The organism is Mycobacterium attenuatum (assembly GCF_900566085.1).
GTDB classification, from domain to species: domain Bacteria; phylum Actinomycetota; class Actinomycetes; order Mycobacteriales; family Mycobacteriaceae; genus Mycobacterium; species Mycobacterium attenuatum.
This window is the reverse complement of the sequence record NZ_UPHT01000148.1, coordinates 55,652-79,754: the sequence shown is the minus strand read 5'-3', so window position 1 is coordinate 79,754 and position 24,103 is coordinate 55,652. Positions and strand designations below refer to the sequence as shown.

General features: G+C 66.0%; 22 protein-coding genes and 2 pseudogenes. 18 read left to right on the top strand and 6 right to left on the bottom strand.

What is annotated here, in order from left to right:
* Positions 1-64 precede the first annotated feature (64 nt).
* From EET13_RS23640 to EET13_RS23610, 7 genes are all read left to right on the top strand, one after another.
* A complete protein-coding gene (locus EET13_RS23640; protein ID WP_244604076.1) occupies positions 65-475 on the top strand; it encodes a lipoprotein LpqH in 411 nt (136 codons plus the stop codon).
* Positions 476-553: 78 nt separating this feature from the next.
* Positions 554-1,735: an amidohydrolase family protein gene (locus EET13_RS23635; protein WP_122444538.1), complete on the top strand. Its 1,182-nt coding sequence runs from the start codon at positions 554-556 to the stop codon at positions 1,733-1,735.
* A complete protein-coding gene (locus EET13_RS23630) occupies positions 1,732-3,192 on the top strand; it encodes a FadD3 family acyl-CoA ligase (protein WP_122444537.1) in 1,461 nt (486 codons plus the stop codon). The genes EET13_RS23635 and EET13_RS23630 overlap by 4 nt, the downstream gene beginning before the upstream one ends.
* 400 nt (positions 3,193-3,592) lie before the next feature.
* A complete protein-coding gene (locus tag EET13_RS23625) occupies positions 3,593-4,438 on the top strand; it encodes a hypothetical protein (protein WP_244604075.1) in 846 nt (281 codons plus the stop codon).
* Positions 4,435-5,025: a twin-arginine translocation pathway signal gene (locus EET13_RS23620; RefSeq protein WP_122444535.1), complete on the top strand. Its 591-nt coding sequence runs from the start codon at positions 4,435-4,437 to the stop codon at positions 5,023-5,025. Before EET13_RS23625 ends, EET13_RS23620 begins: the two co-directional genes overlap by 4 nt.
* 51 nt (positions 5,026-5,076) lie before the next feature.
* Complete coding sequence (locus EET13_RS23615; protein ID WP_122444555.1) at positions 5,077-5,706, top strand: fatty-acid--CoA ligase; 630 nt, start codon at positions 5,077-5,079, stop codon at positions 5,704-5,706.
* A 12-nt stretch (positions 5,707-5,718) separates the two neighbouring features.
* Positions 5,719-5,916: a (2Fe-2S)-binding protein gene (locus EET13_RS23610; protein ID WP_122444534.1), complete on the top strand. Its 198-nt coding sequence runs from the start codon at positions 5,719-5,721 to the stop codon at positions 5,914-5,916.
* 1 nt (position 5,917) lies between these two features.
* Here the strand turns inward: EET13_RS23610 and EET13_RS23605 are convergent, their stop codons facing one another.
* Positions 5,918-7,642, bottom strand: a complete 1,725-nt coding sequence (locus EET13_RS23605) for an alpha-keto acid decarboxylase family protein (RefSeq protein WP_122444533.1) — start codon at positions 7,640-7,642, stop codon at positions 5,918-5,920.
* Positions 7,643-7,677: 35 nt separating this feature from the next.
* Here EET13_RS23605 and EET13_RS23600 point away from each other — a divergent pair, with 35 nt between their 5' ends.
* From EET13_RS23600 to EET13_RS23585, 4 genes are all read left to right on the top strand, one after another.
* Positions 7,678-8,118 (top strand): SRPBCC family protein, encoded by a 441-nt coding sequence (locus EET13_RS23600; RefSeq protein WP_122444532.1) that lies wholly within the window; start codon positions 7,678-7,680, stop codon positions 8,116-8,118.
* Positions 8,119-8,126: 8 nt separating this feature from the next.
* Entirely contained in the window at positions 8,127-9,206 is a 1,080-nt protein-coding gene (locus EET13_RS23595; protein ID WP_122444531.1) for a CaiB/BaiF CoA transferase family protein, read from the top strand.
* Between the two features lie 66 nt (positions 9,207-9,272).
* Positions 9,273-9,728 (top strand): SRPBCC family protein, encoded by a 456-nt coding sequence (locus tag EET13_RS23590; protein WP_122444530.1) that lies wholly within the window; start codon positions 9,273-9,275, stop codon positions 9,726-9,728.
* A gap of 52 nt (positions 9,729-9,780) precedes the next feature.
* Positions 9,781-10,221: an SRPBCC family protein gene (locus tag EET13_RS23585; protein WP_122444529.1), complete on the top strand. Its 441-nt coding sequence runs from the start codon at positions 9,781-9,783 to the stop codon at positions 10,219-10,221.
* Here EET13_RS23585 and EET13_RS23580 read toward each other — a convergent pair.
* Positions 10,202-11,392 (bottom strand): pyridoxal phosphate-dependent aminotransferase, encoded by a 1,191-nt coding sequence (locus tag EET13_RS23580; RefSeq protein ID WP_122444528.1) that lies wholly within the window; start codon positions 11,390-11,392, stop codon positions 10,202-10,204. The two genes, EET13_RS23585 and EET13_RS23580, sit on opposite strands and share 20 nt — an antisense overlap.
* A 163-nt stretch (positions 11,393-11,555) precedes the next feature.
* On the opposite strand from EET13_RS23580, the gene EET13_RS23575 reads away from it, so the two are divergent.
* On the top strand, positions 11,556-12,767 hold the full coding sequence (locus EET13_RS23575; RefSeq protein ID WP_122444527.1) for an acetyl-CoA C-acetyltransferase: 1,212 nt from the start codon (positions 11,556-11,558) through the stop codon (positions 12,765-12,767).
* A gap of 5 nt (positions 12,768-12,772) precedes the next feature.
* Complete coding sequence (locus EET13_RS23570; protein WP_122444526.1) at positions 12,773-14,917, top strand: 3-hydroxyacyl-CoA dehydrogenase NAD-binding domain-containing protein; 2,145 nt, start codon at positions 12,773-12,775, stop codon at positions 14,915-14,917.
* A 112-nt stretch (positions 14,918-15,029) separates the two neighbouring features.
* On the opposite strand, the gene EET13_RS23565 is transcribed toward EET13_RS23570, so the two are convergent.
* Positions 15,030-16,241, bottom strand: coding sequence for an FAD-dependent monooxygenase (locus EET13_RS23565; protein ID WP_122444525.1), 1,212 nt, complete (start codon positions 16,239-16,241; stop codon positions 15,030-15,032).
* Between the two features lie 76 nt (positions 16,242-16,317).
* On the opposite strand from EET13_RS23565, the gene EET13_RS23560 reads away from it, so the two are divergent.
* Positions 16,318-16,854 (top strand): TetR/AcrR family transcriptional regulator, encoded by a 537-nt coding sequence (locus tag EET13_RS23560; protein WP_122444524.1) that lies wholly within the window; start codon positions 16,318-16,320, stop codon positions 16,852-16,854.
* 21 nt (positions 16,855-16,875) lie between these two features.
* Positions 16,876-17,859, top strand: coding sequence for an LLM class F420-dependent oxidoreductase (locus EET13_RS23555; protein ID WP_122444523.1), 984 nt, complete (start codon positions 16,876-16,878; stop codon positions 17,857-17,859).
* 39 nt (positions 17,860-17,898) lie between these two features.
* Here EET13_RS23555 and EET13_RS23550 read toward each other — a convergent pair whose 3' ends face one another.
* Positions 17,899-18,192, bottom strand: coding sequence for a putative quinol monooxygenase (locus tag EET13_RS23550; protein WP_122444522.1), 294 nt, complete (start codon positions 18,190-18,192; stop codon positions 17,899-17,901).
* A gap of 197 nt (positions 18,193-18,389) precedes the next feature.
* Between EET13_RS23550 and EET13_RS23545 the strand changes: the two are divergent.
* Positions 18,390-18,759 (top strand): annotated as a pseudogene (locus EET13_RS23545) (Zn-ribbon domain-containing OB-fold protein); the annotation flags it as partial.
* A 1-nt stretch (position 18,760) separates the two neighbouring features.
* Positions 18,761-19,746, top strand: a pseudogene (locus EET13_RS23540) (thiolase family protein); the annotation flags it as partial.
* Positions 19,747-19,830: 84 nt separating this feature from the next.
* Here the strand turns inward: EET13_RS23540 and EET13_RS23535 are convergent.
* Together EET13_RS23535 and EET13_RS23530 are read right to left on the bottom strand one after the other, a co-directional pair.
* Positions 19,831-21,480, bottom strand: coding sequence for a DNA repair helicase XPB (locus EET13_RS23535; protein WP_122444521.1), 1,650 nt, complete (start codon positions 21,478-21,480; stop codon positions 19,831-19,833).
* A 73-nt stretch (positions 21,481-21,553) separates the two neighbouring features.
* Entirely contained in the window at positions 21,554-23,830 is a 2,277-nt protein-coding gene (locus EET13_RS23530; RefSeq protein WP_122444520.1) for a helicase-associated domain-containing protein, read from the bottom strand.
* Positions 23,831-23,901: 71 nt separating this feature from the next.
* Between EET13_RS23530 and EET13_RS23525 the strand changes: the two genes are divergently transcribed.
* Positions 23,902-24,099, top strand: coding sequence for a hypothetical protein (locus EET13_RS23525; protein ID WP_122444553.1), 198 nt, complete (start codon positions 23,902-23,904; stop codon positions 24,097-24,099).
* The last annotated feature ends 4 nt before the right edge of the window (positions 24,100-24,103 follow it).

Sequence of the window (24,103 nt, the reverse complement as noted above, 5' to 3'; positions counted from 1 at the left end):
CGCTGAGATCCAAGCTCTCCCGGCGCAGCATTCGAGGTGGCACGTGCAACACCGAATCGGGGCAGTGAGCACAGCGGCCGTCGCGGTATTTTCGGCAGCCGTTGTCGGCGCCTGCGGCGCACCGCCGGCAGCCCATATCTCCAGCACCGCAGTCGTGACGGTCAACGGCAACGAGGCGCGGCCACACCTCGTCAGGTGCGTTCAATTGGAGTGGTACCGGACGATCGAGGTTGGTACCGGCGACTCGGGAGCCACCCTGGTCATCGACCAGTGGGCTGCACCGATTACCGCGAGGTCGGTGCGGATCCGCAATCTGGCCGGTTTCACCGGCATGTACTCCGAAGGTGACGGTGGCAGCGCGAAGGCCGGCTTCGGCGACGGCACGTTCACCGTCAGCGGTACCGCCGAGGGGTTCGATACCGCCGCACCCAACCAGCCGGCCAGCGCCGAGTTCCGCATCGTCGCCCACTGCTGACCGGCGACCACAGGCGCGGCCCGTTGCCACTGCGCAGGTAAGAGAATACAATTCTCGCAAATTGCGAAGGAGGATTTCATGTCGTCGGGCACGCCGTCGTATCCGCTGTTCGATGCGGACAATCATCTCTACGAGACCCAGGAATCGCTGACCAAGTACCTGCCCGAGCAATACCGGAACGTGATCCAGTACGTCCAGGTCAAGGGCCGCACCAAGATTGCGGTCCGTGGTCACATCAGCGACTACATTCCCAATCCCACCTTCGAGGTGGTCGCGCGGCCGGGGGCCATGGAGGAGTACTTCCGGGTGGGAAACCCCGAAGGCAAGAGCCGCCGGGAGATCTTCGGCGAGCCGATGCGCTCGATCCCGGCGTTTCGCGAACCCGGCCCGCGCTTGGAGCTGATGAACCAGCTGGGCGTCGACCGCACGCTGATGTTTCCGACGCTGGCCAGCCTGATCGAAGAACGCATGCGCGACGACCCGCTGCTCATCCACGTGGTCGTGCACGCGTTGAACCAGTGGCTGGACGAGGTGTGGGGCTTCAACTACCACAACCGCATCTTCACGGTGCCGGTGATCAGCTTGCCGATCGTGGAGAAGGCGATCGAAGAGCTGGACTGGGTGGTCCAGCGCGGCGCCCGGGCGGTCCTGGTGCGGCCGGCCCCGGTGCCGGGGTACCGAGGCCCGCGGTCCTTCGCATTGCCGGAGTTCGACCCGTTCTGGCAGCGCTGTGTGGCGCACGACGTGCTGGTGGCCATGCACTCCTCGGACAGCGGCTATGCCCGCTATATCGCCGAGTGGGACGGCGGCGACAAAGAGATGCTGCCCTTCCAGACCAACGCGTTCGCGATGCTCAACGAGTGGCGCCCGGTGCAGGATGCGGTGGCGTCCTGGGCGATTCACGGTGCGCTGTACCGCTTCCCGCAACTCAAGGTGGCGATCATCGAAGCCGGGTCCAAGTGGTTGTTCCCGTTGCTGGAGCAGCTGGCCGACGTCTACAAGAAGACGCCGGAAAGCTTCCCCGGCGGGGACCCGGTCCAAGAGATCAAGAACCGCATCCACATCAGCCCGTTCTACGAAGACGGGATCAGGGACCTTGTCGACCTCATTGGTGTGGACCATGTCCTATACGGCTCGGACTATCCGCACCCGGAAGGACTTGCGGCACCCCGGCACTACGCCGATGCGATCCAGTACCTCAGCGTAGACGACCAGGCAAAGATTATGGGCGGCAACCTTTCTCGCCTCGTGTCGGTATGACGCAGTCGGCGCGGCGGCGCCGGATCGGACCACCCTGGGAGACCATCCCCGAGATGGTCCTGAGCGCGGGCGAGCGGTTCGGCGACGCCGCAGCCGTGGTCGACGGGCCGCTGCACCTCACGTTCGCCGAATTGGCCGAGCGGGTGCGCCGTGCCGCCGGCGCCTTTGCCGCGGCGGGAATCGACACGGGCGATCGGGTTGCGATCTGGGCACCCAATTCGGCGGAATGGATCATCGCCGCGTTCGGCCTGCTGACCGCGGGTGGGGTGCTGGTTCCGGTCAACACCCGCTTTAAGACGGCCGAGGCGGCCGACATCATCGGGCGCAGCGGCGCCAAGGCGGTGTTGGTCGAAAAGGGCTTTCTCGGAATGGATTTCACAGCCCCAGCCGGTATCCCGGTGGTCGACATGAAATCAGGATTCCTCGACAGCGGCAAGCCCTTCGAGCGCGCGGTCAGTGGCTTAGACGTCGCCGACATCATCTACACCTCGGGGACCACCGGGCGGCCCAAGGGTGTGATGATGAACCACACCCAGACGTTGCGGCACTACGCGGAGTGGTGCGATCGCGCCGATCTGCGCGCGGGCGACCGCTATCTGATCGTCAACCCGTTCTTTCACATCTTCGGGTACAAGGCCGGTTGCATCGCGTCGCTGATCCGGGGCGCCACGATCTTCCCGGTGCCGGTATTCGAACTCGAAAAAGTGCTGAAACTGATTGAGCAGGAACGCATTACCATGCTTCCCGGGCCGCCGACGCTGTATCAATCGCTGTTGAGCGCCCAAGGCGAGTGGGACTTGTCGTCACTGCGCGCGGGCGTGACCGGGGCCGCCGACATTCCGGTGGAGCTGGTCCGGCGGGTGCGCACCGAGCTGCCCTTCCAGACCCTCATGACCGGCTACGGCCTGACCGAGGCGGGCACCGTGACGCTGTCGCGGCCCGAGGATTCGTTCGAAGACATCGCCACCACCGCCGGCGTTGCGTGCGACGGAATCGAGGTGGACATCGCCGCCGACGGCGAGATCCTGGTGCGCGGGTACAACGTCATGAAGGGCTATCTCGACGACCCCATCGCCACCGCCGAGGTCATCGACGACCAGGGCTGGCTGCACACCGGGGATCTGGGCAGCCTGGACGACGCGGGCCGGCTGCGCGTCGTGGGTCGCAAGAAAGACATGTTCATCGTGGGCGGATTCAACGCCTATCCGGCCGAGATCGAGGGCTTCCTGTTGGAGCATGAGGCAATCAGCCAGGCCGCCGTGATCGGTGTCCCCGACGAGCGGCTCGGACAGGTGGGCAAGGCGTTCGTCGTTCGCAACGGTGCGATCAGCGCTGAGGAATTGATCAGCTGGTGCGGCGAGCGCATGGCGGGTTTCAAGGTGCCGCGCTCGGTGCAGTTTGTGGACGCGCTGCCGCTTAACGCCACCGGCAAAGTGGTCAAGGACCGGCTTCGCTGAACCGATGCCAAGGAGCGGGCTGCGCTGCAGGGTCTTCATGGGCACTGCCGCCCGGACGGATATGTTCAATGTGAGAATGCTATTTCCGCTGGATGTAGGATCGTCTAGCACACGGCTGCGGTGGTCTCGGGGTAGAAGGTGATGACTTGGCTCTGCGATCACGCACCGTCGGCCCGGGTGCTCGCCTGTTATCGCCGATGCCTAGTAGGGTGGCGCAACAGCGAGGTCGGTGGTGCCGCGGCATTCGACATCAACCGGCACGTTCGATCAGTGCAGCGGCCACTGGCGGACCAGGGGCAGAGGAGTTCCGCGTTGAGTTACCCAAGCAGTCGCTCCGTCGGACTGGTGAATCATGAGCGCCGGCAGCGAACCCGACGCCGCTGACCCACGATCGCTTCTGGTGAGCGACGACCAAACAGCAAGCACCGCAGCCCAATTGCGGGCACTGGCCGAACAGGCCGACGCGGAAGCCGCCGAAGCCGAAGCCCTGGCCGCCGCCGCCCGCGCCCGCGCCCGCGCAATTCAGTTGCGCCGCCAGGCCGAAGCCGCTGAAGGCCCGCCAGCAGATGCGGCCGTCCCCGCAGAAGAAGAAGTCGACGCGGACGCGACGGTGTCCGAAGCGGAGCCCGAGGGTTCGGAGTCCGAATTCGAAAACATCGGGGCCGAGCCCGTTTCGGACGTCGAAGCCGGGGACCACGACGCCGATGGGTCCGCCGATGCGGAAGCGTTGCCAGCACGGCCTCGACGCCGGCTGCGTCTCAACCGCTCCGTCGTTGCCGCCGTCCTGGCCGTCGCCGTCATTCTGGCCGCGCTCTCGGGCAGCGTGTACATGGTTGTGCAGCATCGCGATGCGATCCGCCACCGCGAGCGAGTGGCCGAGTTTGCCGCAGCGGCGCGACAGGGCGTCGTGACGTTGACATCGCTGGACTTCAACAACGCCAAGCACGACGTGCAGCGCATCCTCGACGACTCCACCGGAACGTTTCGCGACGACATGGCAAAGGTGGCAGACGATTTCGTCGCGGTGGTCGAACAGTCGAAGGTAGTCGAGCAGGGCAGTGTGCAAGCCGTCGCCGTCGACCTGGACAGCGTGACCGACGACTCGGCGGTGGTGCTGGTCGCCTCGACCTCCGAAGTCACCAATGCCGCCGGGGCCAAGCAGGATCCTCGCAAGTTCCGGCTGATCGTCACCATCACCCGTGAGGGCGATCAGCTCAAGATGTCGAAAGTCGAGTTTGTGCCATGACCGCACGGGAGACAACGGTCGACGACACCGCGGAGGTCGAGCCCGGAGGGCAAAGCGACCAGCCCGCACGGAAACGCCGCGCCGGCTGGATGGGCAAGCTCGCGTCGGGCAAGGCGGTCGCGGCGCTGGTGGCGTTGCTGGCGGCGGCCTCGGTGGCGCTGCTGGCCGGACTGTATTTCTTCTCCTATCGGCCGGATAGCGAAGTCGATGACCAGGCCGCCAAGTCGGCCGTCGCGGCGGCTACCGACGGCACCATAGCGATCCTGTCGTACTCCCCGGATACTCTGGACCGCGATTTCGATTCCGCTCGGTCGCGTCTGACCGGCGACTTCTTGTCGTATTTTGATCAGTTCACCCGCCAGATTCTGGCACCGGCCGCCAAGCAGAAGTCGGTCAAGACGAGCGCGGTGGTGCTTCGCGCCGCCGTATCCGAATTGCATCCGGACTCGGCAGTGGTGCTGGTGTTCGTCAACCAAAGCACCCAAAGCGCCGACCGGCCGGAGCCGACGTTGAGGTCCAGCAGCGTCCTGATCAAGCTGACCAAGGCCGACGGAAAGTGGCTCATCTCCTCGTTTGATCCGGTGTAGATCCGGTGTAGATCCGGTGTAGGAGGGCCCGTGGGTGACGGCAATACGACCATGACCAACGACATCCATTCGATGGTGATCGTGTCCGACTATCGGGTCCCGGATCCGCGCCGGGTGTGGCCGCTGCTGCAGGGCAAGAAGTCGGCGCTGGCCGCTATCGGAGCCCATCACGTTCTGGTCTATACCTCGACCCACGACTACGGCCGAGTCCTGGTGATGATCGGAGTGCACAGCCGCGAGCCCATCGTGGAGCTGTTGCGCTCCCGGGTGTTCTTCGAATGGTTCGACGCGGTGGGTGTCGAGGACATCCCGGCGGTCTTCGCCGGCGAGATCGTGGACAGGTTCATTGCCGAGGCCCCCGCTGCGGCCGCTCGCCGGGCACCTGGGGTCGTGGTGGCCGGGATCGCTTCGGTGGACGACGTGTCGTCGCTGACCGCCGAGGTCGGCCTTGCGATGGCGCGGTTCACCGCCGCCGGCATCCGAAAGACATGGGTTTTCCAGGCTTTCGACGACGAGCACGAGGTCTTGATCCTGCAGGAGTTCCAGGACGAAGAGCGCGCCCGGGCGTGGATCGACCATCCCGACGCCGCGGCCCAGTGGATGGGCCGCGCCGGGGTCGGTGCCTACCCACCGCTGTTCGTGGGCCGGTTCGCCGAGATGATGCGGATCCAGACGGATTGAGCGGAACGCTCGATGTATGTCTGCCTGTGTAACGGCATCACCAGTCAGATGGTGGCCGAAACCGTTGCGGCCGGTGCATCGACCACCAAAGATGTTGCGCTGGCCTGCGGAGCAGGCGCCGATTGCGGGCGTTGCCGGCGCACCATCCGTGCGATCCTTGGTGCTCGTCGAGGCGGTGCTGCGGCGGAGCGGACACCGCACCGGGACTGAGTCAGCGGCGCGCGGTGCCATCCGGAGATGTGGGCGCGACGAGATCGCTGAGCAGATGCGGGATTTCGAGCCGCGGCAGCACCGCTTCGACAAGCACCAAACGGTCCCGGTGCGCCGCGGCCGCGGTGAGTGCATCGTCGAGTTCGCCGTAGGTCCGCGCCCGAAACGCCAGGTGGTCGGTCACTCCCAACGCACTGGGGATGTCGGTCCAGCTCCAGGCCGCAATGTCGTTGTAGGGGGCCGTTTCGCCGTGGATCGCCCGTTCGATGGTGTAGCCGTCGTTGTTGACCACCACGATGACGGGGGATAGACCCTCCCGGGTGAAATTGCCGATTTCCTGGACGGTCAACTGGGCGGCTCCGTCGCCGATCAACAGCACGGTCCTGCGGTCACGATGCGCCACCGCGGCCCCCAGCGCCGCCGGCAACGTGTAACCGATTGAGCCCCAAAGAGGTTGACCGATGAAGGTGACCCCGTGCGGCAACCGGTGGTCGGCCATGCCGTAGAACGACGTGCCCTGCTCGGCCAACACCACATTGCCGGGGGTAAGCGCGTCATTGACCCGGTCCCACAACATCGGCTGGGTCAGAGCGTCATCGCGCTGCGGAGTCGATACCGGACGGTGGTCATCCGGCGCGGGCACGGGGGGTGAGGCTATCCCGCGCCCGGTCAGGATCTCGGCGAGCCCGCGCAGGGCGGCGCTCATCTCCAGCGGCGCGAACACCCGGCCGGCCACCGTGCTTTGGTACTGGCCGATGTCGATGGTGCGCGCCGGGTCGATTCGCTGGCTGAAGAATCCGCTGACCATGTCGGTGAACACCACCCCGGCCGTCACCAGCACGGGCGCGTGCTCGATCGCCGCGCGTACCCGCTCGGCGCTGGCGGCTCCGGCATAGATGCCCAAAAAGTTGGGCGAGCTCTCGTCGAGCAGACTCTTGCCCCACATCAGCGTGGCATGCGGCACCACATCGGCGGCCAGCAACGCCTCTAGCTCGTCGACCGCCCGCAACCGATGAACCAGCAGATCCGCCAGCACGGTCAGCTGGTACTGGCCGATCAGTGCGGCGGCGGCCTCGGTGAACAGTGACAGCGCACGCGGACTGGTGCCGCCGCCGTAAGGGGGTAGCGGTGCGCCGGGCGGTTCGGTGGGGAATCGGGCCACGTCGGTGGACAGCAGCAGGTATCCAGGCCGCTTCTGCTCCCGCACCTCACACAGCACCCGGTCGATCTCCCGGCATGCCGTTGCCGGCATGAGATTGGCCTGGGCGCAGGTGATTTCGCGGCTGATCCGCAAAAAGTGCTCGAAGTCCCCGTCGCCGAGCGAATGGTGCAGCGCCCGCCGGGTGCCCTGAGCATCTTTGGAGGGGCCGCCGACGATATGGACCACCGGCACATGCTCGGCGTAGCTACCCGCGATCGCATTGGCCGCCGAGAGTTCGCCAACGCCGAATGTCGTTACCACAGCTGATATTCCGCGCAAACGACCGTAGCCGTCGGCGGCATAGCCGGCGTTGAGCTCGTTGGCGTTGCCCACCCACCGAATGACCGGATGGGCGACGATGTGGTCGAGGAATTCCAGGTTGTAGTCCCCGGGCACGCCGAAGATTTCGGACACGCCGAGTTCGGCGAGGCGGTCCAGCAGGTAGTCGCCGACGGTGTATCCGGGTTCCCCGGGGCCAGCTGCACGATCGATCACGCAGTCGACGGTACGCCCGGTCGAAACCATTCCGGCCGAGGCGCGGTCGCGCTATCGTCGGCGCCATGGCAGTCAAGGAATCCCGCGAAGTAGTCATCGAAGCAAGTCCCAAGGAAATCCTCGACGTCGTCGCCGACGTGGAGGCAATGCCCGAGTGGTCCGACATCCATCAGAGCGCAGAAGTGCTCGACCGCGACGAGGATGGCCGGCCGCGGCGCGCCCGGATGAAAGTCAAGACCGCCGGGGTCACCGACGAAATCGTGCTCGCCTACAGCTGGCGCGACGACGGCGTCACCTGGACGCAGGAAAGCGGGAAGGCGTCGCGCAACCAAGAAGGGGGCTACACGCTGACGCCCGAAGGCGACAAGACCCGCACGAAGTTCGACCTGAGCCTGGACCCGCTGGTGCCGCTGCCCGGCTTTGTACTCAAACGCGCCATCAAAGGGGTCATCGAGATCAATACCGACGGGCTGCGCAAGCGGGTGCTCAAGGTCAAGAAGGGCTAACGGTCGCGGTGAGTGGCGGGGGCCCGTTAGCCGGGGTGAAGGTCATTGAACTCGGCGGTATCGGACCCGGCCCGCATGCCGGGATGGTGCTGGCCGACCTCGGCGCCGACGTGGTGCGGGTGCGCCGTCCCGGCGGGCTGACCATGCCGTCCGAGGACCGGGATCTGCTGCACCGCGGCAAGCGGATCGTGGACCTGGATGTGAAGGCCCAGCCGGGTGCGTTGCTGGCGTTGGCCGCCAAGGCCGATGTGCTGCTGGACTGCTTTCGTCCCGGCACCTGCGAGCGGCTCGGCATCGGTCCGGACGAGTGCGCGGCGGTCAATCCCCGGCTGATATTCGCGCGTATCACCGGCTGGGGACAGGACGGACCGCTGGCCGCGACGGCCGGCCACGACATCAACTACCTTTCGCAGACCGGTGCGCTCTCGGCGATCGGCTACCGCGACCGGCCGCCGCTGCCGCCGCTGAACCTGGTCGCCGACTTCGGTGGCGGCTCCATGCTGGTACTGCTGGGTATCGTGGCCGCACTGTACGAGCGGGAGCGGTCGGGCAAGGGCCAGGTCATCGACGCCGCGATGGTCGACGGGGTCAGCATCCTGGCCCAGATGATGTGGACCATGAAGGCGATCGGGAGCCTGCGCGACGAACGCGAATCGTTCCTGCTCGACGGCGGCGCTCCGTTCTACGGTTGCTATGAAACCTCCGACGGCAGGTACCTGGCGGTGGGAGCCATCGAGCCGCAGTTTTTCGCGGCGTTGCTGGCCGGGCTGGGTCTGACGGCCCAAGAGGTGCCCAACCAACTCGACGTCGGCTCCTACCCGCGGATGCGCGCCATCTTTGCCGAGCGGTTCGCCAGCCGGACCCGCGAGCAGTGGACCGAGGTTTTCGCCGGCACCGATGCCTGTGTGACGCCGGTGCTGACCTGGAGCGAAGCGGCCGCCACCGCGCATTTGCGAGCCCGATCCACGGTGATCAGTGCCCACGGTGTGGATCAGGCCGCGCCGGCGCCGCGCTTCTCACGAACCCCGGCCGGACCGGTCGCGCCGCCACCGGCAGCAACCACGTCGATCAACGAAATAAATTGGTAGTCACCTATTATGTCGAATTGACCTGATCACGTCCGCGGGTATGGCGGCGTTGCTAGCTTGAGCTTGGTGGCCGTCAAAGCATCGCGAGAGATCATCATCGATGCGCCTCCGGAAGTGGTCATGGAGGCGCTGGCAGATGTGAGCGTGCTGACGTCCTGGTCACCGCTGCACAAACGGGTGGAAGTGATCGACTACTACCCCGACGGGCGCCCCCATCACGTGAAGGCCGTGGTCAAAATTCTTGGGCTGGTCGACAAGGAGATCCTGGAGTACCACTGGGGCCCGGATTGGATGTGCTGGGACGCCGACCAGACATTCCAGCAGCACGGCCAGCACATCGAGACCACCGTCAAGCCCGAAGGCGTCGACACGTCACGGGTGCGGTTCGACATCACCGTCGAACCGGCGGGCCCGATTCCCGGCTTCATCGTCAAGCGAGCCAGTGAGCACGTGCTGGATGCCGCCGCGAAGGGACTGACCGAACTGATCGGCGGCCGCAACGACCGGGATCGCCCGACCTAGATTCTGTTTCCGCCGCACCGCAAGCCGGACCGCGGTTGCTAACTTGGTGTCAGTGGCCGTACAAGCGTCGAGCGAAATCGTCATCGATGCGCCCCCTGAGGTAATCATGGAGGCGCTCGCCGACATGGACGCGGTGCCGTCGTGGTCGTCGGTGCACAAGCGGGTCGAGGTCGTCGACACCCATCCCGACGGTCGTCCGCACCACGTGAAGGTCACCGTCAAAGTGACCGGCATCGTGGACACCCAACTGCTCGAATACCACTGGGGTGCCGACTGGATGGTCTGGGATGCCCACAAGACCGCTCAGCAGCATGGGCAGCACGGCGAGTACAACCTGCGCCGCGAAGGGGAAGACAGGACCCGGGTGCGCTTCACCCTGACGGTGGAACCGTCGGCGCCGCTGCCCGAGTTCTGGATCAAGCGGGCGCGCAAGAAGATCCTGCACGCAGCCCTGGAGGGACTGCGAAATCACATCATGGGCAAAACCGGGTAGCCCCGTCGCGCAGTGCCGCAAGTCGCCTGATCGCCTCGTCGAGGGTGTCGTCGCGTTTGCAGAAGGCGAAGCGCACCAAGTGATTCCACAGCTCGGCCTGCTGCGCGGCCGGATCGCAGAACGCCGACATCGGGATGGCGGCCACCCCCACCTTCTCCGGCAGCGCCGCGCAGAAGGCGGCGCTGTCGTGGTAACCCAGCGGCCGCGGGTCGGCGCATACGAAGTAGGTGCCGTAGCTGTCGTGCACCTCGAAACCGGTCTCGGCCAATCCGGCGGCCAGCCGATCGCGTCTGGTCTGCAAAGAGCTGCGCAGCGCGGCCACCCAGTCGTCCTCGGTGTTGAGCGCAAGCGCCACCGCCGGCTGAAACGGGGCGCCCCCCACATAGCTCAGATACTGTTTGGCCGCGCGCACCCCGGCGATCAGTTGTGCAGGGCCGCAAGCCCATCCGATCTTCCAGCCGGTGCAGTTGAACATCTTGGCCGCACTCGAGATGGTGACGGTGCGCTCGGCCATGCCGTCGAATCCGGCCAGCGGCAGGTGATCGTGGCCGTCAAACACCAAGTGTTCGTATACCTCGTCGGTGATCACCAAAAGGTCTGCGGCCACGGCGATCTCCGCGATGGCCGCCAATTCGGCCCGCCCCAGCACCGCGCCGGTCGGATTGTGCGGAGAGTTGACGATCAGCGCCGTGGTACGCGGCGTCACGGCGCGTCGCACGGCGTCGGTGTCCAGGGCGAAGCCGCAGCCATCGGCCACCAGCGGCACGGCCGCCCGATGCGCGCCGGCCATGGCCACGACCGGCGAGTAGGAGTCGTAGAACGGCTCGATCAGCAGTACCTCGGAGCCGGGTTCGACCAGTCCCAGCACCGACGCGGCAATGGCTTCGGTGGCCCCGACCGTGACCAGCACCTCGGTATCGGGGTCGTACTCGATGCCGAAATGCCGGCGGCGCTGGGCGGCGATGGCCTGCCGCAGGGCCGCGATGCCTATCCCCGGCGGATATTGGTTGACTCCGGCGGCGATGGCCTCTTGCGCGGCCCGCAGCATCGCCGGCGGCCCGTCCTCGTCGGGGAACCCCTGCCCGAGGTTCACCGCGCCAACACGGGCGGCCAGCGCCGACATTTCGGCGAACACCGTGGTCGCGTAGGGCTGCAGCCGCGACACCGTCATGGCAGACGAGCTTAGGCGCGGCGATGACCCCGAATGGTCTTCGCCCGGCCTGCAAAGTCCTGGCCAACCAACAGGTTGGCCGAGCACCCTGTTAGTGTTCCCCTACTGGACCTAGTCTTTAAGACGGACCTAGCCCTCCCTTTCCCCCGAACAGGAAATCGACATGCCCGAAGAAGCCTTTATCTACGAGGCCATCCGCACACCGCGTGGCAAGCAAAAGAACGGATCGTTGCACGAGGTCAAGCCCTTGAACCTGGTCGTCGGCCTGATCGAGGAGCTGCGCAAGCGCCACCCGGACCTCGACGAGAACCTGATCAGCGACGTCATCCTGGGCTGCGTCTCACCCGTCGGCGACCAGGGTGGCGACATCGCCCGGGCCGCTGTGCTGGCCTCGGGCATGCCCGTCACCTCCGGCGGTGTGCAGCTCAACCGGTTCTGCGCATCGGGCCTCGAGGCCGTCAACACCGCCGCGCAGAAGGTGCGCTCCGGGTGGGACGACCTGGTCCTGGCCGGTGGCGTGGAGTCCATGAGCCGCGTTCCGATGGGCTCCGACGGCGGCGCCATGGGACTGGACCCGGCCACCAACTATGACGTCATGTTCGTTCCGCAGGGCATCGGCGCCGACCTGATTGCCACTATCGAGGGTTTCTCCCGCGAAGACGTCGACCGCTACGCGTTGCGCAGCCAGGAAAAGGCCGCCGCCGCGTGGTCGGGCGGTTACTTCGCCAAGTCCGTGGTGCCGGTCCGCGACCAGAACGGCCTGCTGATTCTCGACCACGACGAGCACATGCGGCCCGACACCACCATGGAGGGTCTGGCCAAGCTGAAGTCGGCCTTCGAGGGCCTGGCGGCCATGGGTGGTTTCGACGACGTCGCGCTGCAGAAATACCACTCGGTCGAGAGGATCAACCACGTGCACACCGGCGGTAACTCCTCGGGGATCGTCGACGGTGCCGCACTGGTGATGATCGGTTCGGAAAGTGCCGGCAAGGCGGCCAATCTCACCCCGCGGGCCCGCATCGTGGCCACCGCCACCAGCGGCGCCGACCCGGTGATCATGCTGACCGGGCCAACTCCGGCGAGCTTGAAGGTGCTTGACCGGGCCGGGCTCACCGTCGACGACATTGACTTGTTCGAGCTCAACGAGGCGTTCGCGTCGGTGGTGCTGAAGTTCCAGAAGGACCTGAACATTCCCGACGAGAAGCTCAACGTCAACGGCGGTGCCATCGCGATGGGTCACCCGCTGGGCGCTACCGGGGCGATGATCCTGGGCACTATGGTCGACGAACTGGAGCGCCGCAACGCGCGGCGGGCGCTCGTCACGCTATGCATCGGCGGCGGCATGGGCGTCGCGACGATTATCGAGAGGGTCTAAAAATTATGCCCGACAATACAATCCAGTGGGACCAGGATGCCGACGGCATTGTCACGCTGACCATGGACGACCCGTCGGGGTCGGCCAACGTGATGAACGAGGCCTACATCGAGTCGATGGGCAAGGCCGTGGATCGCCTTGTCGCCGAAAAGGATTCGATCACCGGCGTGGTGATCACCAGCGCGAAGAAGACCTTCTTCGCCGGCGGTGACGTGAAGACCATGGTGCAGGCCAGGCCCGAGGACGCCGGCGATGTGTTCAACACCGTCGAGACGGTCAAGCGGCAATTTCGCACCCTGGAGACGCTGGGCAAGCCGGTGGTCGCCGCCATCAACGGCGCCGCACTTGGCGGCGGACTGGAGATCGCCCTGGCCTGTCATCACCGCATCGCGGCCGACGTGAAGGGCAGCCAGATCGGGCTTCCGGAAGTGACGCTGGGCCTGCTGCCCGGCGCCGGTGGGGTAACCCGCACGGTGCGGATGTTCGGCATCCAGAACGCGTTCGTCAACATCCTGTCGCAAGGCACTCGCTTCAAGCCGGCCAAGGCCAAGGAAATCGGACTGGTCGACGAATTGTTGCCCACGGTTGAGGAATTGGTGCCCGCCGCCAAGGCTTGGATCAAGGCCAACCCGGACGGCCACGAGCAGCCGTGGGATAAGAAGGGCTACAAGATGCCCGGCGGTACCCCGTCGTCGCCGGGGCTGGCGTCCATCCTGCCGTCGTTCCCCGCGCTGCTGCGCAAGCAGCTCAAGGGTGCGCCGATGCCGGCGCCGAAGGCCATCCTGTCCGCCGCCGTCGAGGGTGCGCAGGTGGATTTCGACACCGCCACCCGCATCGAGAGCCGCTACTTCGCCTCACTGGTCACGGGCCAGGTCGCCAAGAACATGATTCAGGCGTTCTTCTTCGACCTGCAGGCCATCAATGCCGGCGGGTCACGTCCCGACGGAATCGCCAAGACCCCGATCAAGAAGATCGGGGTGCTGGGGGCGGGCATGATGGGCGCCGGCATCGCCTACGTGTCGGCGAAGGCCGGCTACGACGTGGTGCTCAAAGACGTCAGCTTGGAGGCCGCGCAGAAGGGCAAGGGCTACTCCGAAAAGCTGGAGGCCAAGGCACTGGAGCGGGGCCGCACCACGCAGGAAAAGAGCGATGCCCTGCTGGCGCGCATCACCCCGACGGGTGACCCCGCGGACCTCAAGGGTGTCGACTTCGTGGTCGAAGCCGTCTTCGAGAACCAGGAACTCAAGCACAAGGTATTCCAGGAGATCGAGGACATCGTCGAGCCCAATGCGGTCCTCGGGTCCAACACCTCCACGCTGCCGATCACCGGTTTGGCCACCGGTGTCAAGCGGCAGGAAGACTTCATCGGGATCCACTTCTTCTCGCCGGTGGACAAGATGCCGCTGGTGGAAATCATCAAGGGCGAGAAGACATCTGACGAGGCGTTAGCCCGGGTGTTCGACTACACGCTGGCTATCGGCAAGACCCCGATCGTGGTCAACGACAGTCGCGGCTTCTTCACCTCACGGGTCATCGGCACCTTCGTCAACGAGGCGCTGGCGATGCTCGGCGAGGGTGTGGAACCGGCGTCGATCGAGCAGGCCGGTTCGCAGGCCGGTTACCCGGCCCCGCCGCTGCAGCTCTCCGACGAGCTGAACCTGGAGCTCATGCATAAGATCGCCGTCGCTACCCGTAAGGGTGTCGAGGATGCCGGCGGCACCTATGAGCCGCATCCGGCCGAGGCTGTTGTCGAGAAGATGATCGAGCTCGGACGATCCGGCCGGTTGAAGGGCGCGGGCTTCTACGAGTACGTCGACGGCAAGCGGTCCGGGTTGTGGTCCGGGCTGCGCGAGACATTCAAGTCCGCGACGTCGGCACCGCCGCTGCAGGACATGATCGACCGGATGCTGTTCGCCGAGGCGCTGGAAACGCAGAAATGCCTCGACGAGGGTGTGCTGACGTCCACGGCCGACGCGAACATCGGGTCGATCATGGGCATCGGTTACCCGCCGTGGACGGGCGGTAGCGCGCAGTTCATCGTCGGCTACCAGGGACCGGGCGGTATCGGTAAGGAAGCCTTCGTGGCGCGCGCCAAGGAGTTGGCCGCCAAGTATGGCGACCGCTTCCTGCCGCCCAAGTCTTTGACGTAAGTTCTGCCGCGAGCAGACGTAAAGGCCCCCGAAAACCACGGTTTTCGGGGGCCTTTACGTCTGCTCGGCGGCGCCGGCGGCCTCGGCGACCCTACGGCCCTGCCGGCGCCGGCTACCCGCGGGCGAGCTCGCCGTACTCCTGGAACCGCATCGAGTCATACAGGCGCACACCCTTGGTGTTCAGCTTCGCGACCGTCCTGGTAAGCCCCGCCGGCAGCAGCGAGACCAACTGTGCACCGCGGGTCAACGCCCACACTCCCGCCGTGGAGCCCGGCACGATGCTCTTGGCCATGGCGTGTGCGAACCCGCGGCTGCGACGGATTGGATCCGCCATCTGCTGTTCGTAACCGGCGAACGCGCGTGCGTAATCGCCGCCCGACCGGGCCAGTTCGCCGGCCAGGATGTAGGCGCCCAGCACCGCGATGCTAGTACTGCCGCCGACCGCCGGGCCCGGGCAGTATCCGGCATCCCCGACCAGGGTGACCCGTCCGCGCGACCAGCTGTCGAGCTGCAACTGCGTGATCGAGTCGAAGTAGAAGCTGGGTGTGCGGTCGAGCTCGCCAAGCCAGACGTCCACCTGCGGATGCATCCCGGCAACCGCGTCACGCAGTAACCTCTTCTGCCGCATGACATCTCGGTGGTGATAGCGTAATTGCTCGGTGCGGCGGAACAGGAACAATGCGCGAGCGTCGTCGAGGGGGTGGGCGGTGTAGATCATGGCGACGCGGCCCGCGCCCAGGTGAGCTGTCGATTCTCCTTCGCGGGCAAGTGTTTTCGGCACCGAAAGCACCGCAAGGTATCCGCCGAGGAAGCGGCTCCGTCCGGTGTCCGCGCCGAAGGTCAGGCGCCTGACATTCGAATGCAGCCCGTCGGCGCCGACCACCACGTCGAACCTGCGCGGCTTACCTTGCTCGAAAGTGACCTGGCCGTCGCACGATATTCCGGTGATGCAGTCGCCGAACAGATACTCGACGTGGTCGCGCCCAGCGCGGTAATACACCTCGCTCAGATCGTCGCGCATGATCTCCACGTGCCGGTCGGATGCGGCGGCGACGATCTTGGTGACATCGACTCGCACCGGACGTCGGGCGCCTTGGCGATAGAGCGTCAATCGGCTGGTTCCGGTGACCAGTGCCTCGATTTGCGGCAATACGTCCATTTTCGCCGAGATTTCGATGGCCGGCCGGAACAGGTCGACGGCGTGGCCGCCGGTCTTTCGCAATTGCGGGGCGCGTTCCACCACGGTCACGTCAAGGCCGTATCGAGCGAGCCAGTACGCCAGAACCGGGCCTGCGATGCTGGCGCCTGAGATCAAGATGCGCATGGTTGCCTCGCTGACTTAACGTTCGGTAAGGCTAACACCCGTGCTTACCAACCGTTAAGTCAGTTACCCTTGCGACGTGACCAAGCCCAGGTCGGACACCAGGCAACGAATCCAGGAGGTCGCCCGGGAGCTCTTCCTGCGCCAAGGGGTGCAGCGAACCAGCCTGCAAGACATCGCCGACGAGTTGGGAATTACCAAGCCCGCGCTCTACTACCACTTCGGCTCCCGCGAAGACCTGGTGCGCAGCATCGTGGTGCCACTGATCGAGGAGGGTGAGCGGTTCGTCGCCGATCGGGAAAACCGTGGCGACTGCGATGCCCGCGAATTGCTGGAGGGCTACTTCGATTTTCACTACCGGCACCGCCAAGACCTCATGCTGGTGGCGGCCGAATTAACGATGCTCGCCGATCTGGGGCTCATCAACACGGTGCTGGGCTGGCGTGAGCGGCTCGGCAAGCTGGTATTCGGCCCGCTACCCACACTCGCGCAGGCGGCTCGTGCGGTGCTGGCATTCGGCGGATTGCAGGACTGTTGTCTGCAGTTTCCCGATGCGCCGCGCATGGGGTTGCGAACTTGCTCGGTGGAAGCGGCATTAGCCGCATTAGGTGTGTAACGCCGGGCTAAAGTCCCAGCTATGCGCTTTGGACTTTTCATCCCGCAAGGCTGGCGAATGGATCTGGTCGGCATTCCCCCCGAAAAGCATTGGGCTGTCATGCGCGACTTAGCCACCTACGCCGACGGTAGCGCCTGGGATTCACTGTGGGTCTACGACCACTTTCACACCGTCCCGCTGCCCACCGATGAAGCCACTCATGAGGCGTGGTCGCTGGTGGCGGCCTACGCCGCCACCACGTCGCGGATCAAACTGGGCCAGATGTGCACCGCGATGAGCTACCGCAACCCTGTCTACCTGGCCAAGGTGGCGGCCACCGCCGATATCATTTCCGGCGGGCGGATTCAGATGGGCATCGGCGCCGGATGGTACGAACACGAATGGCGCGCTTACGGTTACGGTTTTCCGTCGGCCAGGGTACGGTTGGCGCGGTTGGACGAAGGCGTGCAGATCATGCGGGACGCCTGGCGCTACGGCAAGGTGACTTTCAGCGGCGCGCACTACCGGGTGGATGGGGCGGTAGTAGCGCCAAAGCCATTGCAAGTTAATGGGATTCCGCTCTGGATTGCCGGCGGTGGGGAAAAGGTCACGTTGCGCATCGCGGCGAAGTACGCCCAGTACACCAACTTCGCGCCGGAGCCCAGCGCATTCGCCCGCAAGTCGGAGCTGCTGGCGCAGCACTGCCAAGACGTGGGCACTGACTTCGACGCCATCGTTCGGTCGGCCAACTTCACCGCCGTCGTCGGCGCCTCCGACACCGATGTCAAAGACCGGTTGCAGCGGGTTCACGACCGCTTGGTCGGCTATGTGCCTGAGGCCCTTGTGGATTCGATGGTCGGCAACCTTTCGGATGCGGCGACGGGCACGCCGGAACAGGTGATCGGGCAGCTGGCCAAGACCCGCGACCTGGGGTGTGACTACGCCATCTGCTATTTCCCCGAGGCCGCCTACGACCGTTCGGGCATCGAGCTTTTCGAACGTGAGGTGATTCCGGCGCTGAGTTGATTGCCTTGATGCCGCACCGGTAACCGGGCCGGTTCGGCGTCAGATGTCGGTAGTCGTGTACCTGGTCTTGACGGGAGGCGCGGCGAGCAGCGGCGGAAGCTCCGTCAGCCGGCCTTCGCCGGCGCGGAATCTGCGGTAGGCCTCGTCGTGCTCGACGGTGTCCCAGAGTTCGTAGATCAGCCAGTGGGCTTCGTCGTCCTGATCGACCAGCACGTCGGTACCGAGGTTGCCGTCGAACGCCCGGGTGTCTCGCAGTGCCCGGCTCATGACCTCGCGCGCCGCAAGCACTGCTTCGGGCTTTAGCCGGAGTTCAAGTATCACCGTGATCGGCATCGTCGTGTCCTCGCATAGGTTGAGTTTGGCCGGTAGTGGCGATCTGAAAGAAGATAGCGCCAGGGTGGTTGGCCGCGGGTAGCGGCTGGTCGAACCGAGGGCGCACGATAGTGAGAATGATATTTCCGATTGTGTCGAATGCTGTTGTACTTGTGGTAAAGCACCTTATTCTGCGGCCGACGACGAAGGATCCCGCGATGCGGAAAGCACTGGCCCCCGACGTCTCGACCTGGCCGAACGACGACCCGCGCTTGATCGGGAGCCGCTGCGGCGACTGTGGTGCCACGACCTTCCCGGTGCAGCAGTGGTGTCCGCGGTGCAGCGGAGCCGACATGGGCGAGGTGTTGTTGCCGCGCCGCGGCACGCTCGTGGCATGGACCACCCAGGGCTTCCCGCCCGGGCCTCCCTATGCCGGGCCGACCGGCACGGACTTCGTGCCGGTCGGCATGGGCCTGGTGCAGCTGGGCGATCTGATCCGAGTCGAGGGGAGGCTGACCGAAAACGACCCGGCCAAGCTGCAATTCGGCCAGGAGGTCGAAACTGACCATGGTGGCGTTGACGACGGACGGTATCCAACCCCGACGCGGTGACCCGGCTGGTCGGGCTGACCGGCATTCCGTTCACCGACGTGTTCAACGCCTGTGCCACCGCCGCAAGTGCCATCCAGCAGACCGCAGACACCATCCGGCTGGGCAAGTACGACATCGGCATCGCCATCGGCATGGACAAGCACCCCCGCGGTGCCTTCACCGACGATCCGGCCAAACTCGCGCTGCCGCAGTGGTATGCGCAGAACGGCCAGTTCGTCACCACCAAATTCTTCGGCATGAAAGCCAATAAGTATCTCCACGACCACAACATCTCTCGGGTGCCCCTGGCCAAGGTCGCCGCCAAGAACTACCGCAACGGCGTTATGAATCCGAATGCCTTTCGTCGCAACGCAATTTCCGAAGAAGAGATTCTCAACTCGGCGGTACTCAACTACCCGCTGACCCAATACATGTTCTGCGCGCCCGACGAGGGCGCCGCCGCGGTCATCACGTGCCGCGCCGACATGGCGCACAAGTTCACCGACAAACCGGTGTACGTGCGTGCCTGCGAGATACGCACCCGCCGCTACGGCGCCTATGAAGTGCACGCCACGTCGGCTCCGCTGGACGAGGATGCGTCACCGACTGCGTACGCGGCCCGGGCCGCGTTCGAGGCCGCGGGAATCGGGCCCGACGACGTCGACATCGCTCAACTGCAGGACACCGATGCCGGCGCCGAGGTCATCCACATGGCCGAGACGGGCCTGTGCGCCGACGGCGAGCAGGAGAAGCTGGTCGCCGACGGTGCCACCGAGATCCACGGCTCTATGCGGTCAACACCGACGGCGGGCTGATCGCCAACGGTGAGCCGATCGGCGCGTCGGGGCTGCGCCAGATGCACGAGCTGGTGCGTCAGCTGCGCGGCGATGCCGGCGAACGTCAGATCCCCGGCAATCCGCGCGTCGGGCTGGCGCAGGTATACCGCGCACCTGGCACCGCGTCGGCGACGATCCTGTCCACCTAGCGCGAGCAGCCGCAAAAGGCCCCGAAAACCGCGGTTTTCGGGGCCTTTTGCGGCTGCTCGCAAGCGGGAGGTGCCCCAGCTTGGCTAAATGGCCGGCCCCAGCAGGTCGTCGGCGTCGCGGATGATGTAGCCGTAACCTTGCTCGGCGAGAAAGCGCTGCCGGTGCGCGGCGTATTCGGCATCGAGACTGTCGCGGGCCACCACCGAGTAGAAGATGGCGCCGCCGCCGTCGGACTTGGGACGCAGCAGCCGGCCCAACCGCTGTGCCTCTTCCTGGCGCGAACCGAACGTTCCCGAAACCTGAACCGCCACAGAGGCTTCCGGAAGGTCGATGGAGAAGTTGGCCACCTTGGACACCACCAGCGTGGAGATTTCACCGCGACGGAAGGCGTCGAACAACGCCTCGCGTTCGCTGGTCCTGGTCGATCCCTGGATCACCGGAGCGTTGAGCTCTGCGCCCAGCTCCTCGAGCTGATCGAGGTAAGCGCCGATGACCAGCGTCTGCTCACCCGGGTGTTTGCCCAGAATCGACTTGACCACAGCGATTTTGGTGTGCACCGTCGAGCACAGCCGGTAGCGCTCCTCGGGTTCGGCGGTGGCGTACGTCATTCGCTCGTTGTCGGTCATCGTCACTCGAACTTCGACGCACTCCGCCGGCGCGATCCAGCCTTGCGCCTCAATATCTTTCCACGGCGCGTCGTAACGCTTCGGACCGATGAGGGAGAAGACGTCGCCCTCGCGGCCGTCTTCGCGGATCAACGTGGCGGTCAGGCCGAGGCGCCGCTTGGACTGCAGGTCGGCGGTCATCCGGAACACCGGCGCCGGCAGCAGGTGCACCTCGTCGTAGATGATCAGCCCCCAGTCGCGGCTGTCGAAGAGCTCCAGATGCCGGTATTCGCCCTTGGTGCGACGGGTGATCATCTGATACGTCGATATGGTGACCGGCCGAATCTCCTTGCGTTCCCCGGAGTATTCACCGATCTCCTCCTCGGTCAGTGAGGTGCGGGCGGCCAGCTCGCGCTTCCACTGCCGTGCCGCCACGATGTTGGTGACCAGGATCAGGGTGGTGGCTTGGGCTTTGGCCATTGCGGCCGCGCCGACCAGCGTCTTGCCCGCACCGCAGGGCAGTACCACCACCCCGGAGCCTCCGGACCAGAACGAGTCCGCGGCCATCTGCTGATAATCGCGCAGTTGCCAGCCGTCCTGCTGCAGGCTGATCGGATGTGCCTCACCGTCGACGTAGCCCGCGAGATCTTCTGCGGGCCAACTGATCTTGAGTAACAGCTGCTTGACCCGGCCCCGCTCGCTGGGGTGCACGATGACCGTGTCCTGGTCGATGCGGGCGCCCAGCATCGGAGCGATCTTCTTGTTGCGCAGCACTTCCTCGAGCACCGCACGATCCAGGCTGACCAGGGTCAGGCCGTGGGCAGGATTCTTGACCAGTTGTAGCCGCCCATACCGGGCCATGGTGTCGACGATGTCGACCAGCAGCGGCTGCGGCACGGCATAGCGGGAGAAACTCACCAGCGCATCGACGACCTGTTCGGCGTCGTGGCCGGCGGCGCGGGCATTCCACAACGCGAGCGGGGTAATGCGGTAGGTGTGCACGTGCTCGGGCGCGCGTTCCAGCTCGGCGAACGGCGCGATGGCGGCGCGCGCGGCACCGGCCAGTTCATGGTCGACTTCGAGCAGCACCGTCTTGTCGGACTGAACGATCAACGGCCCGTCGCTCACCGACGCCCCACCCCCTGGTCAGCCTCTGGTAGCGCCACCTGGACTCCTTCGTCGTCGCCGGTCATGGGTTCCATTATCGGTCGTCGACCGACAGCACCGAGGTGATGCGATGGATGGCGAAATCACGCACCTTCCCCGACGACGAGTCGAAAGCCATCAACTGCCCGCCCCGGACCACGATCGGCGACACCACCCGCTGGGTGGCCACGCCGGCGGCGTCGAGGTAGCCGATCAACACCGTAGCCTCGTCTCTTATCGCGCGCTGCAGCAGCGACATGGCGACGGCCGGATCGACGCGGATATTGCCGAACGGCGCCGTGGTGACTTTACGCAATACCGCGACCACCGCATGCAGCGTCTCGCTGCTGGGCCGCGGCGGCGGGCGGTAGGGCCGGCGTTGATTCGGTGCGGGCACGCGGGCGCCGCGCGTCCGGACGTCGACGATCGCGCCGGTGGAATCCTCGGCCGCCGGGGCAAAGCCGGCATTCCGCAAGGCCGTCAGCACATCGGCAACGGGTGCAGGCGACACCGCCACCGTCGGTGCCAGTGCCCGCAGCTGCACGTCCCCGGCGGCGGTGACGGCCTGGGCCAACAGGGCGGGGTCCTCACATCGCACGAACGACGCGGCCACGCCTATCCGAAGTTGTCCGTGACGGCGTGCGACATCATCGATCAGGTAGGTAAGTCCCTGCGGCACCGGTGTTTTGGAGTGGCCGGCGAAGAACGCGTGCATCCAGTCGCGGTTCTTGCCGATGTCGAGCGCATGCCGGATGGATTGCTCGCTGACCCGATACACCATTGCCGCGCCGGCCGACTCGACGGTGGCGACGGTAGCCAGCTGATCGGCGAGTTCGCGTTGCAGCGGGCCCGGTACCACGACGGTAAGGTCCGCTTGGACCAGGAAGTGGTCGATCGGCTTGGGCAGTGCCCGGGTCATCGCGTCGATCACGACGGCGGAGTCCCCGGCGTCCCGGACGTGGTCCAGCAGCGTACGGCCGGGCGTGCTGATCGCTCCGCGGCCCACCAGGCCCAGCGTGTGGGCTTCGGTCAGCAGGTCCCCTACCGGCCCGGGCTGTAATCGCCGGCTCCAGCGCGGTCGACGCCAGATCAAGGCTGCCGAGGCGGTTGCCGCATCGACACCGGCGCCGGCCGGCAGCTCGGCGAGCATGCTCAGCAACAGCCGCCGATCCAGCGGCGCCGCTGTCGAGAACAGCGAATCGCTCAAGGCGGCATAGGGTTTGCCGTCCGGGCCGCGGCTGCCGATCAGCGCCGGCCGGCCCGGCAGGTCGAGCCAGGTGCGGGCCAGCAGGTGCCACCGCTCGGCCGGGGACAAGCCGGTGAATCGGTCGGCGGCCGGCGTCGGCGCCCAATACGGTCCCTCACCGTGGGACGGCAGCGGTTCGGGCATGCCGCCGGCGATGAGCCCGGCCGCGGCCACCACCTCGAGGAGCAGACCCAGACGTGGTTCGTCGATCCCGGTGACCTTGGTCAGCCGCTTGATTTCGCGGACTCCGAGCCCGCCGGTGCGCAGCTCGGGAACCGGTGTGACGCTGAGGTTCTGCAGCAGGACGTCGATCTCGCGTAGCAGGTCGATGACGGCTCCGGCGGCCGCGGCGTCGACGTCGCCGGCCGCGGTGGTCGACAGCACCGGATCGGGTGCGGTCAGCTGCGTCGGACCGGGTTCCTCGCCGCGGAGCACCTGCCCGACTTGGCGGGGCATGATCACCGTCTGGGCGTCGACGCGCCGCAGCAGCCCCACGGCGAGCAGCCGGGCCACCGGGCGGTCGGGAGGTGCGCCGGGTGCGGCGTCGCGAGTGCGTCCCATGGGGGAGCCTTCGACGAGTTTCTCCAGCACGTCGCGCTGAGCCTCGTCGAGCCGGGCGATCAGCTCGACGATCTGGTCTCCGGTGGATGAGCCGTATTCGAGCGTGACTTGGCCCGGGTACCACGGCAGCGCCGTGTCGGTGTCGCCGGCGACCCGCACCGCGCTGTCGCCCCAGACCAGGGCTCGTTGCTTGAGGTCGGCCAGCGCATCGACGACGTCGGCTTCGCCGGCGCGGTCGCCGATCAACGACAGCAGCTTGGCGACCGGCACCGGCGCGGTGTCGGCTTGCAGCACCAGCAGGGCGTCCAGCACTGCCAGTCGCAGGAAGTCGAGGTCGTCGGTGGCGGCCTTGACCGACTGCCGGGCCTGGGCGCGCGCTGCCAGTGCGGCGATGCTGCCAGGTGGCGGCTGAGCTAGATCCGGGCGGTGTTCCAGCAGCTGGATCAGCCGTTCGTCGGGTAGTTCGGCCAGCCAGGACCCCAGCGGGATCTCCGGAGTGTGTTCGGTCGGGGCTTGCTCAGGCATTGCTGATCAGCGTAGGCCCGACTTGCGACCTTGCGCCGCGGGCGGCAGCAAGACCTGTCAGAATGGATGCCGTGGCTGACAATGACGGCAAGGCGCGCAAGACCAACTACGTAGACAACGGCTGGCCGACCACCGACCCGGACGATCATGCGGTAAGCGAACTGGTGACCGACCGCACGGGTGCGTTGTCACCCTTCGGCGAGCTGGCGTTCCCGTTGGCCGCCGATGACCTCCCGTACCTCCATCCGGTGACGGTCGTCAACAGGTAGGACT

Excerpts from the sequence above, each read along its gene's own strand:
- EET13_RS23635 (WP_122444538.1), top strand. The coding sequence starts at position 554 with ATGTCGTCGGGCACGCCGTCGTATCCGCTGTTCGATGCGGACAATCAT.
- EET13_RS23630 (WP_122444537.1), top strand. The coding sequence starts at position 1,732 with ATGACGCAGTCGGCGCGGCGGCGCCGGATCGGACCACCCTGGGAGACC.
- EET13_RS23620 (WP_122444535.1), top strand. The coding sequence starts at position 4,435 with ATGACCGCACGGGAGACAACGGTCGACGACACCGCGGAGGTCGAGCCC.
- EET13_RS23615 (WP_122444555.1), top strand. The coding sequence starts at position 5,077 with ATGACCAACGACATCCATTCGATGGTGATCGTGTCCGACTATCGGGTC.
- EET13_RS23610 (WP_122444534.1), top strand. The coding sequence starts at position 5,719 with ATGTATGTCTGCCTGTGTAACGGCATCACCAGTCAGATGGTGGCCGAA.
- EET13_RS23605 (WP_122444533.1), bottom strand. The coding sequence starts at position 7,642 with ATGGTTTCGACCGGGCGTACCGTCGACTGCGTGATCGATCGTGCAGCT.
- EET13_RS23600 (WP_122444532.1), top strand. The coding sequence starts at position 7,678 with ATGGCAGTCAAGGAATCCCGCGAAGTAGTCATCGAAGCAAGTCCCAAG.
- EET13_RS23580 (WP_122444528.1), bottom strand. The coding sequence starts at position 11,392 with ATGACGGTGTCGCGGCTGCAGCCCTACGCGACCACGGTGTTCGCCGAA.
- EET13_RS23575 (WP_122444527.1), top strand. The coding sequence starts at position 11,556 with ATGCCCGAAGAAGCCTTTATCTACGAGGCCATCCGCACACCGCGTGGC.
- EET13_RS23570 (WP_122444526.1), top strand. The coding sequence starts at position 12,773 with ATGCCCGACAATACAATCCAGTGGGACCAGGATGCCGACGGCATTGTC.
- EET13_RS23565 (WP_122444525.1), bottom strand. The coding sequence starts at position 16,241 with ATGCGCATCTTGATCTCAGGCGCCAGCATCGCAGGCCCGGTTCTGGCG.
- EET13_RS23555 (WP_122444523.1), top strand. The coding sequence starts at position 16,876 with ATGCGCTTTGGACTTTTCATCCCGCAAGGCTGGCGAATGGATCTGGTC.
- EET13_RS23550 (WP_122444522.1), bottom strand. The coding sequence starts at position 18,192 with ATGCCGATCACGGTGATACTTGAACTCCGGCTAAAGCCCGAAGCAGTG.
- EET13_RS23530 (WP_122444520.1), bottom strand. The coding sequence starts at position 23,830 with ATGCCTGAGCAAGCCCCGACCGAACACACTCCGGAGATCCCGCTGGGG.